Annotated in this window: 11 protein-coding genes; 5 read left to right on the top strand and 6 right to left on the bottom strand. The window is 48.7% G+C overall.

Annotated elements, in window-relative coordinates; all coding sequences use genetic code 11:
* Positions 1 to 65 precede the first annotated feature (65 nt).
* Positions 66 to 1,157 carry an ATP-grasp domain-containing protein gene (locus H608_RS0102075; protein ID WP_245565704.1) on the bottom strand — a complete coding sequence of 364 codons (1,092 nt, stop codon included), beginning with the start codon at positions 1,155 to 1,157 and terminating at the stop codon, positions 66 to 68.
* Between the two features lie 31 nt (positions 1,158 to 1,188).
* Between H608_RS0102075 and H608_RS0102070 the strand changes: the two genes are divergently transcribed.
* Positions 1,189 to 1,968, top strand: coding sequence for a (Fe-S)-binding protein (locus H608_RS0102070; protein ID WP_028786218.1), 780 nt, complete (start codon positions 1,189 to 1,191; stop codon positions 1,966 to 1,968).
* Between the two features lies 1 nt (position 1,969).
* On the opposite strand, the gene H608_RS0102065 is transcribed toward H608_RS0102070, so the two are convergent.
* Positions 1,970 to 2,368, bottom strand: a complete 399-nt coding sequence (locus H608_RS0102065) for a hypothetical protein (RefSeq protein WP_028786217.1) — start codon at positions 2,366 to 2,368, stop codon at positions 1,970 to 1,972.
* 30 nt (positions 2,369 to 2,398) lie between these two features.
* On the opposite strand from H608_RS0102065, the gene H608_RS0102060 reads away from it, so the two are divergent.
* From H608_RS0102060 to H608_RS0102045, 4 genes are all read left to right on the top strand, one after another.
* A complete protein-coding gene (locus H608_RS0102060) occupies positions 2,399 to 2,926 on the top strand; it encodes a hypothetical protein (RefSeq protein ID WP_028786216.1) in 528 nt (175 codons plus the stop codon).
* Between the two features lie 45 nt (positions 2,927 to 2,971).
* A complete protein-coding gene (gene accD, locus H608_RS0102055) occupies positions 2,972 to 3,886 on the top strand; it encodes an acetyl-CoA carboxylase, carboxyltransferase subunit beta (protein ID WP_081658762.1) in 915 nt (304 codons plus the stop codon).
* Positions 3,887 to 4,067: 181 nt separating this feature from the next.
* Entirely contained in the window at positions 4,068 to 4,508 is a 441-nt protein-coding gene (gene smpB, locus H608_RS0102050; RefSeq protein WP_028786214.1) for an SsrA-binding protein SmpB, read from the top strand.
* A 43-nt stretch (positions 4,509 to 4,551) separates the two neighbouring features.
* Entirely contained in the window at positions 4,552 to 5,481 is a 930-nt protein-coding gene (locus H608_RS0102045) for a hypothetical protein (protein ID WP_155990015.1), read from the top strand.
* 194 nt (positions 5,482 to 5,675) lie between these two features.
* Here H608_RS0102045 and H608_RS0102040 read toward each other — a convergent pair whose 3' ends face one another.
* From H608_RS0102040 to H608_RS0102025, 4 genes are all read right to left on the bottom strand, one after another.
* Positions 5,676 to 8,888: a T9SS type A sorting domain-containing protein gene (locus H608_RS0102040; protein ID WP_081658761.1), complete on the bottom strand. Its 3,213-nt coding sequence runs from the start codon at positions 8,886 to 8,888 to the stop codon at positions 5,676 to 5,678.
* 171 nt (positions 8,889 to 9,059) lie between these two features.
* Entirely contained in the window at positions 9,060 to 9,707 is a 648-nt protein-coding gene (locus H608_RS23320) for an MgtC/SapB family protein (protein WP_051267930.1), read from the bottom strand.
* Positions 9,708 to 9,891: 184 nt separating this feature from the next.
* Complete coding sequence (locus H608_RS0102030; RefSeq protein WP_028786211.1) at positions 9,892 to 12,408, bottom strand: DNA gyrase/topoisomerase IV subunit A; 2,517 nt, start codon at positions 12,406 to 12,408, stop codon at positions 9,892 to 9,894.
* 4 nt (positions 12,409 to 12,412) lie between these two features.
* Positions 12,413 to 12,772: a DUF4260 domain-containing protein gene (locus H608_RS0102025; RefSeq protein ID WP_028786210.1), complete on the bottom strand. Its 360-nt coding sequence runs from the start codon at positions 12,770 to 12,772 to the stop codon at positions 12,413 to 12,415.
* Position 12,773: the final 1 nt, after the last annotated feature.

Below are 12,773 nucleotides of genomic sequence, written 5' to 3'. Positions count from 1 at the left end.
ATGTGAAAAATGTGTTTTTTTCATTTTCACATTTACACACTTACACATTTTCACATTTTTGTCGCTCAATCAAATTTCTCCAGCATCTTAAAATGCCGTTGTGATTCGCGGAGGAAATCCTTTCCCCTTCGAAACGACCAGTAAGGTACGCCATTGCGGTGATTGTAACGGCTGATGCGAAACAGGGCCTTCCAATGTTCCAGGATCACGCCGTAGGCTTTCCAGAGACTCATGCCGCAATCATAAATATGATTCGGCTCCGCCCCACATCCATTGAACTCGATGATCTGGAAGTTTTTTCCTTCTTTGAGATCTTCAATGGAAGATGTTTTGATATCGTAACGACCGTAATAAAAACTGGTATGGTGGCTGAGCTCATCGAATACCTCGTGCATGCGTTCATTGATCTCGTTGTGCAGATTGGTAAAATGCGCCCCGCGGTTATGATTACCCGCGTAGGAAAGATAAAATATTTCTCCTTCCGGAATCACACGGTCGAAACGGTGGCCATGCCGGTGTTCCATTTCTTCCATACGGAAACGCGCACGCGGATGACGTTCCACCAGCGTACGCAGATCTGCCTCACCATCGCCCACCACCTGCAGCAATTCTTTATGGATAAAACCGCTGACACGGCCTTTGGCTTCATCAGGCTGCCGGTAATAAAACACGCTCACTTCAACCGGCAGTTCGATCAGGTCCTGCACGATGTATTCAACAGGAATACGTTCGTGATAACGGATAAGCTGCTCCTCGTTGTCGATACGGCGAAAGAGAATGCCTTTCATGCCCACATCCGGTTTTACAATAAACGGATAAGCAAATCCTGCTTCGGCCACCCGCTTTCTCACCTCATCGAAAGTCCAGTCGTGCATAATGTAGATCGTACGGGGAACGAGGTGTGACGGCAGTTGATCGTACATTTCTTTTTTTCCTTCGCCTTCAAAACCACCAAAGGTGATCGTGGGATTGGAAGAACTGAAATACCAGAAGGATCTGCTGCGCAGGCAGTACCAGAACCACACCGGGCTGATGGGCGCATAGAGAACATAAAAGTTCCACAATTCCCAATTGAACAGTCGCTGGAAAAATTTCTTCATCGCCATGTAAGCGGCAAAAATAAAGGAAACGTTATCTTCCTGTACATGAATGGTCATTTTAGTTTAGATTTGAGCAAATTTTACAGGCATGCTTGTACCTACAGTTGCTGAAATGTTTGCCAGCGGACAGACCCCCGAAGTATTGTTCTGGGTGGGTTGTGCCGGCAGCTTCGATCAGCGGGCACAAAAGATCACCAAAGCCTTTGTAACCATCCTTGACAAAGTGGGCGTCAACTACGCCATTCTCGGCAAGGAAGAAATGTGTACCGGCGATCCTGTACGCCGCGCGGGCAACGAATTCATGTTCCAGATGATGGCCTACCAGAATATACAGGTCCTCAATAATTACGGTATTAAAAAAATCGTCACCGCCTGCCCCCACTGTTTTAATACGATCAAAAACGAATATCCCGAGCTGGGTGGTTCCTACGAGGTGATCCACCACACTACTTTTCTTCAGCAACTGATCGACGAAGGAAAGATCCGCCTGAAAGAAGGCGGCAGCTATAAAGGACGCCGTATTACTTACCACGACAGTTGCTACCTGGGCCGCGCCAACGACATTTACGAAGCTCCGCGCAAAGTGCTCGAAGCACTGGAAGCGGAATTGGTGGAAATGAAACGCTGCCGCAGCAAAGGTCTGTGCTGTGGCGCCGGAGGTGCCCAGATGTTCAAGGAAGAAGAAAAAGGCACCACCCGCATCAACATCGACCGCAGCGACGAAGCCATCGGCACCGGCGCTGAAGTGATCGCAGCCGCCTGCCCTTTCTGCAACACCATGCTCACCGACGGCGTGAAGCTGGCCGAAAAAGAAGAAGGCGTCAAAGTGCTCGATGTGGCCGAACTCGTGGCCCTTTCCATGGAGTAAATCATCCTTCCCTTTCCGCCGGCGTCAGCAACAGTTGCAGGGCAATTGCTTCGCGCAGTTTTCCCCTGGGCACAGGCACTCTTATTTCATTGAGTGCAGCCCCGCTTTTATCCGAATAAGAGATTTCCAGGACATTCAGGTAACCGGCATCGCGGATATCGATGCGGCGCAATTCGCGGTGCGCGGTGCTGAAAGGCTCTGCATCATTATTATTGATACGTACATCGTCGCGGGTAATGGTGATCTCAGCGCCTTTTGTCAGGTTCCTGCCCAGCAGCCGGTGCCAGAAATAACGCCAGCGGCTTTGCCGTTTGCGGCGCCATCTATCGAAAGCCCGCCACTCCTCCTTTGTACAGATCCATCTGGCCAACACTGTTTGTTCGTCATGGATTGGTTTCATTCCGCTGATTTTATCCCGTAAATTTGCATTATGAAACTCGACTATCTATACCTTCTGGACGGTAATTTTCACCCCGGCTCCCGCGTCTGGATCTACCAGGCAAGCCGCCTGCTGAGCATGGGAGAAGCCCTGGAAGCGGAAGAAATATTGCAGGATTTTGCCACCAACTGGAAAAGCCACGGTACACCGGTCAAAGGCGCAGCCTACCTGTTTTTCGGCCAATTCATCATTCTGATGGCCGACGAAACCGCCACCGGCGTAAGCGGTTGCAGCACCGACAGTTCCGTTCGCGTGATCAAAGACCTGGAATCCCGCTTCAACATCAACCTTTTCGACCGTACCACACTGGCTTTTGTGGTAAAAGACAAGGTAGAGCGGCTGCCGATGAACCAACTGAACTATGCCGTGGAAAAAGGCTTTATCACGGGCGATACTTTGTATTTCAACAATACGGTTCAGACAAAGGAACAACTTGAAAAAGAATGGATTATCCCGGTAAAACAAAGCTGGCTGGCCTCCCGCCTGCCACTCGATCATGAGCAGGGAAGCCCGGCCTGATCGCTTAACCATTTCACCCTATATTTGTAGCTCAACAACATGAGTATGTCGCAAAAAATCGAAGATTTTGACGCCAACCTGGCTGGTGAAGAAGGAAAAACGGAAGAAACGAAGTCAAGCTGGTTTAAACGCATAAAGAAAGGCATTAATACAAAGACTTCTGAAAAGAAGGAAACGCCCGAAGGACTCTGGGCCAAATGTCCCCAATGTAACTATATCTGCACGATGACCGAACTGAGAGAACATCTCTTTGTTTGTCCCAAAGACGGTTATCATCACCGCATCGGCAGCGAAGAATATTACGACATCATTTTTGATGACGGTCAATACGCCGAACTCTTTGGTGATATCCGCAGCAAAGACTTTCTCGGATTCACCGACCTTAAGCCTTATCACAAACGTCTGGAAGATATCTGGAGCAAAACCGATCTGAAAGATTCGATGCGTGTGGCGGTAGGTAAAGTAAATGGCCAGGACCTGGTGATCGCCTGTATGGACTTCGAGTTTATCGGTGGTTCATTGGGAAGTGTGATGGGAGAAAAATTTGCGAGAGCGGTTACCTATTGCATCGAGCATCGTTTTCCGTATATGGTCATCAGCAAAAGCGGTGGTGCACGGATGATGGAAAGCGCCTTCTCGCTGATGCAACTGGCGAAAACGAGCGGCAGCCTTTCATTGCTGAGCGATGCCAAACTGCCTTATATTTCCTTATTGACAGATCCGACGTTTGGTGGCATCTCTGCCTCATTCGGTATGCTGGGCGATCTGAATATTGCAGAACCTGGCGCGCTGATCGGTTTTGCCGGACCACGTGTAATCAAGGAAACGATCAAAAAAGATCTTCCTGCAGGATTCCAACGCAGCGAATTTTTACTGGAACATGGATTTTTGGACTTCATTGTACCGCGTCCGGAACTGAAAGAAAAGCTTTCAACAGTTTTATCCCTGTTTAAAAATTAACAAAGCCCTTGGCTTGTATACCGTTCTATCCGTTGGAATGACGGGTAAAACGGTATTTTTGTCTAAATACGTGAATCGTCAATGGTCAATAGTGAATAGTGAATGGTGAATCGCAATAGGTCAGTAGTTCCCTATTACTTAATACTTACTACTTATTACTTACAACTTATTACTTCCCTGCATGGCGGACATGAAAAACAGAGCGGCGTATCACGAATACTTTATCGATGCTAAATATCAGGCAGGCATTGTGCTGCTCGGAACCGAGGTAAAGTCGCTGCGGGCAGGAAAGGCCAGTTTCAACGATAGTTTTTGCCAGGTGCATCAGGGTGAAATGTGGATCAAGAATCTGCACATCGCCCAATATTCACATGGCACCGTCAATAATCACGACCCCGTGCGCGACCGCAAACTGCTTTTACAAAAACGCGAGATCCGCCGCATTGAAGAAAAACTGAAGAAAGAACGCGGTTATACTGTTGTGCCGTTACGCATCTTTTTCTCGGACAAAGACCTGGTGAAGATCGAGATCGGATTAGGCAAAGGCAAAAAGCTGTACGACAAACGCGAGTCGATCAAACAGAAAGACGTAGAACGGGACATGAAACGTTACCTGAAATAATCTCTTTCACGGACAAGCACGATTTTTGACGAACATGCGCAACATGAAGAAAATCCTTTTGGCCATTGGCCTTTTCTTAAGCATCCAGGGCCAGTCGCAGACTGTATTCGGTTACTGGTATGGATACGCCAATGTAAAAACAAAAGCTGCGGCCAGCAATTATCTCGTCGAGTTGATCCTTCAGCCCGAAAAGGGATATGTGAAAGGCATTCTCAACTATTATTTCAAAAACACGTATCGCAGCCTGCAGGTCAAAGGCAATTACAACAATACCACGCGTCAGCTTAATTTATACGACATCCCGGTTACCTATTTCGGTTCCACCAGCCAGATGGAAGTGGATTGCATGATGAACATGCTGGCAACCTTGCGCGTGGCGCAGGCCGGCTCCGTGTTGCAGGGTTCCTTCAAAGGCCAGCCCGACTACCAGTATACCTGCCCGGATATCAACTTCACGCTAACGCTTAATGATGATGTTAGTGTAAAAGACTCCGTGCTCAAAGCGATCCGTGAATACAAAGAAACCTACCAGGTTTGGACTCCCGGTGAAAAAGATACCGTCCGACAGGTAACGATCATTCAGCGTAAAGTGTCCAACCTTGTAGTGGAAGGACAATACAAGCAACGTGAAAACATTGTCAACAATGAAATTGAAGTAGACTCCGATTCACTTACCGTTGATTTTTATGACAATGGCGAAGTGGACGGCGATTCTATTTCGGTATTCTTCAATAGTCAGCTCCTCGCCTTCTACCAGCGTCTCAGCACGAAGGCTATTCATTTCGATCTCGTACTCGACAGCACCAAAGACGTGAACGAGATCAGCATGTTTGCCGACAACCTCGGCTCCATCCCTCCCAACACCGCGTTAATGATCGTCTCCGATGGCAAAAAGCGCCACGAAGTAAGGATGACCAGTAACCTGGAGAAGAATGCGGTCTTGAAGATAAGACGGAGGGTGAAACAGCCGTAATAAGTAATAAGTTTTAAGTAATAAGTTTTAGCCATTGCCTTGGTTTGTGTGTACACGAACCAAGGCAATGGCTGATATTTTAATGCCTGCTAACTATTGACTATTGACGATTCACCATTCACCATTCACCTATTCACAAAAAATCCCCTGCTTGTAGCAGGGGATTTTTTCGGTATAAAGCAGCGTTGAGATGTTTATTTGCTCAGCACTTTCTCAGCCCACTGGCCATCGTTGGTCACCAGGCGAAGGACATACATGCCTTTGGCATAAGGTGTAAGATCAACCGGGATAACCGTATTGGTCACATTGGCTTTCCATACCAGGCGGCCTGTCATGTCGAACAGTTGCAGGGAAGGGTTGCCATTGGGCAATGCAGCCAGTTGTACTGTAACGCGGCCATTGGAAGTAACTGTTGGAGCTACTGTCAACAGATCACCCTGGATGATTATACGCTCGATCGAAGAATATTCGAAGGCTCCGTTGCGGTCGTACATTTTCAAACGATAATAACTTACTCCTTTCAATGGCTGGCGGTCTTCACTGATATAGTGGAGCGTGCTGCTGCCGTTGCCGGCTGCCTGTACGCGGCCGATAGCCGAGAAGTTGATACCATCGCTGCTTCTTTCAATGGAGAAGTAATCGCTGTTGAGTTCAGTAGCAGTTGACCAGTTCAGGTCTACCGTGCGGCCATTGTAACGTGCGCGGAAAGTAAGCAAACGTACGGGCAGCGGGTTGGCAATGGTCGAAGTGGCCAGTGTAAAGATCGTCGTATTGAAATTAGTAACAGGATATGGCGTGATGATAGTACCTGCCACCGTTGTACCTGTTGTGTTGCCGGCAAAATCACCCTGCGTCAGGTCTTCCCAGATAGGTGTGGGCAGGTAATGCGCTACACGCAGATCACTGAGATTGCCGATACCACAGCTACGCGGGGTATCCCAACTGAGTGTGACGCGCACATCGGAAGTACCGGTAGTACGCTCAATGTTCCAGTACTCGCAGGCACTGATATGATCGAGGCTTGGGGGTTTAAGGTGACGATTAGGACCTGCGGCATTTACATACTCGGCTGTAAAGGCATCAGTAATCACTACAGGGGCTGAAATGGCAGCAGGTGCATAATAACCGGCTTTGCCAATCGGGAATATAAAAGGCGTGTTACCGATCTTCTGTACGGGACCGCTCACATAGCTGATACCTGAGGGCGTACCGGCTACTGCAGAACCCGCGAGGAAATGCAGCAGGTTGGTATTGCTGGTTTCGATTAATCCGCTGGCGAATGTGAGGCTCGATTGAATATCTACCTGGCGGTTCAACACCACATTATTAGAAAGCTTGGTAATACTTGCGCGATAGAACGAAGTAGTACCCGTCCCGCTGATGGTTTGCATTTCACCACCGGTGAAGATCACATCACCATTGGTATGGTTGAGTGTACCGTTGTTGGCAAAATTGCCGTAGATATTAAATCGGCTCGATGGGTTGTTGATCGTGAGTGTACCCGTATGATCGATGTGATGCGATTCCGCGCCATCGGGATAGTTCAGCGGCGACGCACCAATCACGGGGTTGTTCACTACAGGCGGGATGATTACGTCTGTTGTGCTGGATGGAATCGTGAGGTTGTCCCAGTTGGAGCAATTGAACCAATCGGTATTGAAACTGCCGTTCCAGCGGTTGGAAAGCGCAGTAGCGGTAACGTTAAAGAGCAAGCCGCAAACGGCAGCAGAAATGTCGTCGCCACTGTTATTGTTGCGGGCTGTAGTCCAGTTGGTACTGTAGTTCTTGATCAGGCCGATCAGGACAGGCTGGCTGCCTGTAGTACCTGCAGCGGCATTATAATAACCAAACTCACCATTGCCGCCGCCCGAAGAGGTGGATCCCTGAATGCTGAAACATTCGATCTGCGGATGTACACGTGAACGACGCTGGCCTGTGATGCTTTCATTGAAACCAACCCAGGTGGCACCAGTCTGAATACCGGCCAGTACATTGCCTGTGAAGGTGGAAGATGCGCTGCCAAAAGTCCAGGTTCCCTGCATAATGAAAATGGCATCCGGATCTGATCCGGAAATATTAATAGCGCCGGCGCCGGAAGCACCGTTATTAGTTGCTGAAAAATCGGTGGTAGCCACTCCGCCGATCGTGAAGTTATTGATAGGAACTGCGGCAATACTCGGCAGATCAAAACAAACAACGGTTCCCGCAGGCAGCGTGGCTGCGCCATTGTAGGTAATGAGATTGGATGCTACAGCACCTGTGGGCGCGTAGTCACAATTTTTCCAGGTATTCGTCCGTGTATTGGCAGGTGCACCATCTTCGTAAATGGCATTGGCTACACTGAAAGAAGTACCGGGCAGTACAGGCACTAACAACACAACGGAAAAGCGGTCTGTGGCGCTTCCCACATAAGTATCATAACCAATGATCATCAGGTCACCGGGATTAAGACGCGTGCCTGCAAATGCGTTACAACCACTGGTAACGGAGAAGGTGGCAGAAGCCGAACTAACGGTATAAGGACCATTCGATACGATCTGCAAACGATATCCGGTACCGGCAGGAAGCCCTGCGGGTAAAGTAAAATTGATGGTACCACTATTAGCTGAAGAAGCAAGTGTGCCCACATTGATTGCTCCCGCGAAACTGCCGGAAGCGTCAGAAAGCTGTACGGTAAATACGTTGCCGGCGGTGAAAGTACCGGTTGACGTGTAGGCGACAGTTCCCGTTGCCGTAGCTGCGCAGGTGGCCAGGTTGAAAGGAGCTCCTGACACCGCACCGGCCGTGATGGTATTGGTAGAAGTGTTGTAATCGGTCATCTGAAACTGATCGATCATCATCCGCTCGCCGTTTACACGTCTTACACGAATGATGATATCATCGGCTGCACCGGGACCGTTTCCGGTATTGATGGTGCCGCTGATTTGCAACCATTGAACCGTATTGCTGAAAAAAGTCTGGTTGATTGATTGAACGGCTGTCCACGAACCGCCGTTGTTGGTGCTGTATTCAGCCTCGTAAGAAAGTGCTGCTGTACTCCATGGACGAACCCAGAAGGAAAAAGTTCCCACACCGCCGGCACCAACTGTCGCGGTCCAGCTACCGGTTCCAGCACCATTCTGAATACGCCAGGCGTATGTTGAACCGGCATAAGTATTTGTTGCGCCGTTTGTGTTTCCGGCGGTTTCGCGCAATGCGCCGTTACTACAAGCAAAAACAACGGGCTGGCCGGGTTCGGCGTATGTTCTGTCGGTTTGATAGCCGGTTAACGGTAGCGTTCCACCCCAGTTACCGTTAACATCAAAACCCTGGGTGTAGGTGGTTTGGGCTACTAAGGTCTGTTGGATTAAAAGGGTAGAGAATAGCAGCATCACTCCTCTTCTCAGACGGGTAAAAGTTTGCTTCATGCAGATTGTATTCAGTTGAAAAATGCTACAGGCTACCGGATTCTAAAACGAACGGTTTTAACAAGGAAGGATTCGACCGGCAAAACTACGGTCAGGAAAACAGTCAGAGCCAAAGCCAATATTAAGAAATCTTTACGATATAGAGGTACCAGTGTATAAATTGGGGAGATATCAGAGGGAAAAAGAGAGAATGGCCGGGTTATTAACCAGGTAGGCCTCAAGTTGGGGCAGGCTTTTGATGCGCACCACCGCCTCCATGGAAATGGTGATCACATCGCCTTTGAATTCCACCTTTTTTTCGTCCAGGCGCACGCCCTGCTCACGGATAGAGGCCAGAATAGCGGCCCGCTGGCCATAATCGCGGGAATGAAGGGAAAAACTAAGGCTCCGCGTCTGCTTCCGCGGGCGGAAAATCCGGTTGAGATGCGGACTCGCGTACATGATGATCAATGCGGCGGCCACAAACGTGATAGCGAGGAAGAATTCACCAAATCCGATAGCCGTGCCCACCGCCGCCGCCAGCCAGATAATACCCGCCGTGGTGAGCCCCGACACATTTACCCCGTCTTTAAAAATCACGCCGGCACCGAGAAAACCGACACCGCTCACGATATAAGAGGCAATCCGCGTGCTCTCGCCGTCCGCACCGCCCACTTTATAGGAAATAATAGCAAACAGTGCCGAGCCAAGGCAGATCACGGTGATGGTCTTTAAACCCGCCGCTTTGTCCTTCAGTTCGCGCTCAAGCCCGAGGATTATGCCGGCCGCCACGGCCGACAGGGCTTTGTAGAGATCTAATATTTCCCAATGATCCATCATGGAAATTCAAAATTCAAAAGTCAAAAAGCCTGCCGGGAGGCTTTAAAAGATATGAATCGTCAATCGTGAGTCGTCAATCGTCAATAGGTGAATAAGTCAATGGAGGAGCCGTTTCCCGAAGTATCGGCCGGCTGTTTTACTTACTACTTATTACTTACTACTTATTACTTACTACTCCCCTGCGTTAAAAAAGCTCCGTCTGGTTAGGGTCGGTCTTATCGCGGATCCACTCCATCTGCACACTTTTATTGAAATCGATCAGCTTCGCCCCCACAGCCTTCCAGCCCATCACCTCCGCCATTTTGCCGATCTTGAATTTAGCCTTGCGCACCTGCTCTCCTCTTCCTGTCTGCACCGCCAGCACCGGCTCTTCATCCGTTGTCACCGCTTCCACATAGTTGCCATCGCCTTCTTTGATGAAGAAGAATTTATTCTTCAATGTGCTGGTCTCGATACGGAAACGCTTCACATTGTACTGGAGATTTTTTTTATCGAGATAAACAGCCGTTACAATTTTATCCGCATCAAATTTTTCGATCAGCAAAATATTCTCCGCATCAAAACGCTGCGTCATTTCCTGATCCGTAATCAGGTAGTTGCCGTCATTAAACACCACAAGTATGCGGTCCTCTGCTTCAAATTTACCCAGGAAACTGCCTTTCTCGTCCGTGTTCAGGCGGCCAAATTTCTCGTCAAACCACAACTTCTTGCCGCTGAGTGTGGCACGTCCCGCTTCTTTGAATTTCACCGATTTGATCGGATATTTCGTTACCTGGTTACCCTGGCTGCTGCGGCCTTTGATTGCCTGTTCTTCAAAGTAAAAATCGAATTCCTTGATCCGTGCAGAAGATCCCGGCGTCAGTAGTATACGCACCACTTCCGCTTCTCCGTTCGGATTCACGGAGAAATAGTTCACTTTACTTTTTTCATCACCACGGGTAAGGTCATATTCTTTGTCGCGTGTTATGCCCGTTACATTGAAACGTTTGGCATAACTCACGCCCCCCTTACCATCGGAGTAGATCATATTATACGTCGTACGCTCGTCGTTCTTCTGGAACACCGCCGCATGCAGGATATCTTTTCCGATAAATACTTTATCCTGCACACGCACCACTTTCATGATGCCGCGCCGGGTAAACACAATGATGTCGTCGAGATCGGAACATTCGAATAACAATTCATCTTTCTTCAGGCTCGTACCAATGAATCCTTCTTCGCGGTTGACGAAGAGTTTGGTGTTGGCTATTGCAACGTGCTTCGCTTCGATTACTTCAAATTGCTTGATCTCCGTCTTACGCTCGCGGCCTTTACCATATTTCTTCAACAGGTTTTCATAATAGGCCACCGCAAAATCCACGAGATTGGCGAGATCATGTTTTACCTGTTTGATATCCGCTTCGAGACCTTTGATCTGTGCATTGAGTTCATCGATATCCAAACGATAGATACGCCGCACAGGCTTCTCAGTGAGTTTGAGAATGTCTTCGCGGGTAATATCCCTCTTAAGTTGCTTTTTGAACGGAACAAATGCTTTGTCGATTGCGTCGATCACTTTGTCCCAGGTATCGTGTTTCTTCTCGAGTTCCTTATAGATTTTTTCTTCGAAGAATATTTTTTCCAGCGATGTATAATGCCATTTCTCTTCCAACTCTTTTTTCCTGATCTCCAGCTCCTGCTGCAGCAAGTCTTTGGTGCGGTCGGTCGACAAGCGCAACAGATCATGTACGCTCAGGAATTCGGGGCGCATGTTGACGATCACACAGGCATTCGGAGAAATGGAAACTTCACAATCGGTGAATTTATACAAAGCGTCGATCGTGATGTCGGGAGAAATGCCGGGTGCCAGATCGATCAGGATCTCCACGTTCGCCGCAGTGGTATCCGTTACCTTTTTGATCTTGATCTTTCCGTTGTCATTCGCTTTTACGATCGACTCCATCAGTTGGGTAGTGGTAACACCATACGGCACAGTACGAATCGCCAGTGTTTTCTTATCTACTTCCTCGATGTGTGCCCGCACTTTTACTTTGCCACCGCGTTTACCCTGGTTGTAATCCTGCACATCCACCATACCACCGGTCTGGAAGTCGGGGTATAATTCAAACTTTTTACCACGCAGGTATTTCACCGACGCGTCGATCAGTTCGCAAAAGTTGTGTGGTAATAATTTGGTGGAAAGGCCAACCGCAATACCATCGGCACCCTGCGCCAGCAGGAGCGGGAATTTCATCGGCAATGCCACCGGCTCGTTTTTACGGCCATCGTAGCTCAATTGCCAATCAGTAGTCTTCGCATTAAAAGCCACATCGAGCGCAAATTTGCTCAGGCGTGCTTCAATGTATCGCGGAGCAGCGGCATCATCACCGGTACGCACATCGCCCCAGTTACCCTGCGTTTCGATCAGCAGATCTTTTTGTCCCAGGTTAACGAGGGCATCACCGATACTCGCATCACCATGCGGGTGATACTGCATCGCCTGTCCGATGATATTGGCCACTTTGTTGAATCGTCCGTCATCCATTTCCTTCATGGCATGAAGGATACGGCGTTGCACTGGCTTGAGCCCGTCCTCAACGGCGGGAACCGCCCGTTCAAGAATTACATAGGAAGCATAATCCAGGAACCAGTTTTTATACTGGCCGTATAAACCGGAATCATTATTGGTAACTTCCGCCAGCTTGTTTTTTGCTGCACTCATCGTCTTACTTGTTCTTATTTCCTATTGTTCCCAGATGGGTAAATTTAAAACCTTGATTTGTCTTGAGTCCATAACCAAACATCCTGTCCATCGATGAATGACCAAACAAGATGATACCTGCGATCATCAGGGTATTGTCTTTCAGATACCCTCCCAGCGCGATCAATACAATAGCCACGCCTTTGTGATGAAACAGGTTGTAACAAAATGCGCCTGTTTTATTGCCACCGAGATAACCGAGCATGCTGATATCCGGCCCCAACACTAGTAACAGATACATCCACCAATCGCCGTTCAGGTATACCAGTGCCGCCACCGCAAGCGCCAGCATACACAATTCCTCTATCTGTACTAGTCGTTTCATG

Source organism: Terrimonas ferruginea DSM 30193 (assembly GCF_000425585.1).
Lineage (GTDB): Bacteria > Bacteroidota > Bacteroidia > Chitinophagales > Chitinophagaceae > Terrimonas > Terrimonas ferruginea.
This window is presented reverse-complemented; position numbering and strand designations above follow the sequence as displayed.

Coding starts and splice junctions, on each gene's coding strand:
- H608_RS23320 (WP_051267930.1), bottom strand. CDS start 9,707: ATGATGGATCATTGGGAAATATTAGATCTCTACAAAGCCCTGTCGGCC.
- accD (WP_081658762.1), top strand. CDS start 2,972: ATGTCGCAAAAAATCGAAGATTTTGACGCCAACCTGGCTGGTGAAGAA.
- H608_RS0102075 (WP_245565704.1), bottom strand. CDS start 1,157: ATGACCATTCATGTACAGGAAGATAACGTTTCCTTTATTTTTGCCGCT.
- H608_RS0102070 (WP_028786218.1), top strand. CDS start 1,189: ATGCTTGTACCTACAGTTGCTGAAATGTTTGCCAGCGGACAGACCCCC.
- H608_RS0102065 (WP_028786217.1), bottom strand. CDS start 2,368: ATGAAACCAATCCATGACGAACAAACAGTGTTGGCCAGATGGATCTGT.
- H608_RS0102060 (WP_028786216.1), top strand. CDS start 2,399: ATGAAACTCGACTATCTATACCTTCTGGACGGTAATTTTCACCCCGGC.
- H608_RS0102040 (WP_081658761.1), bottom strand. CDS start 8,888: ATGAAGCAAACTTTTACCCGTCTGAGAAGAGGAGTGATGCTGCTATTC.
- H608_RS0102045 (WP_155990015.1), top strand. CDS start 4,552: ATGAAGAAAATCCTTTTGGCCATTGGCCTTTTCTTAAGCATCCAGGGC.
- H608_RS0102025 (WP_028786210.1), bottom strand. CDS start 12,772: ATGAAACGACTAGTACAGATAGAGGAATTGTGTATGCTGGCGCTTGCG.
- H608_RS0102030 (WP_028786211.1), bottom strand. CDS start 12,408: ATGAGTGCAGCAAAAAACAAGCTGGCGGAAGTTACCAATAATGATTCC.
- smpB (WP_028786214.1), top strand. CDS start 4,068: ATGGCGGACATGAAAAACAGAGCGGCGTATCACGAATACTTTATCGAT.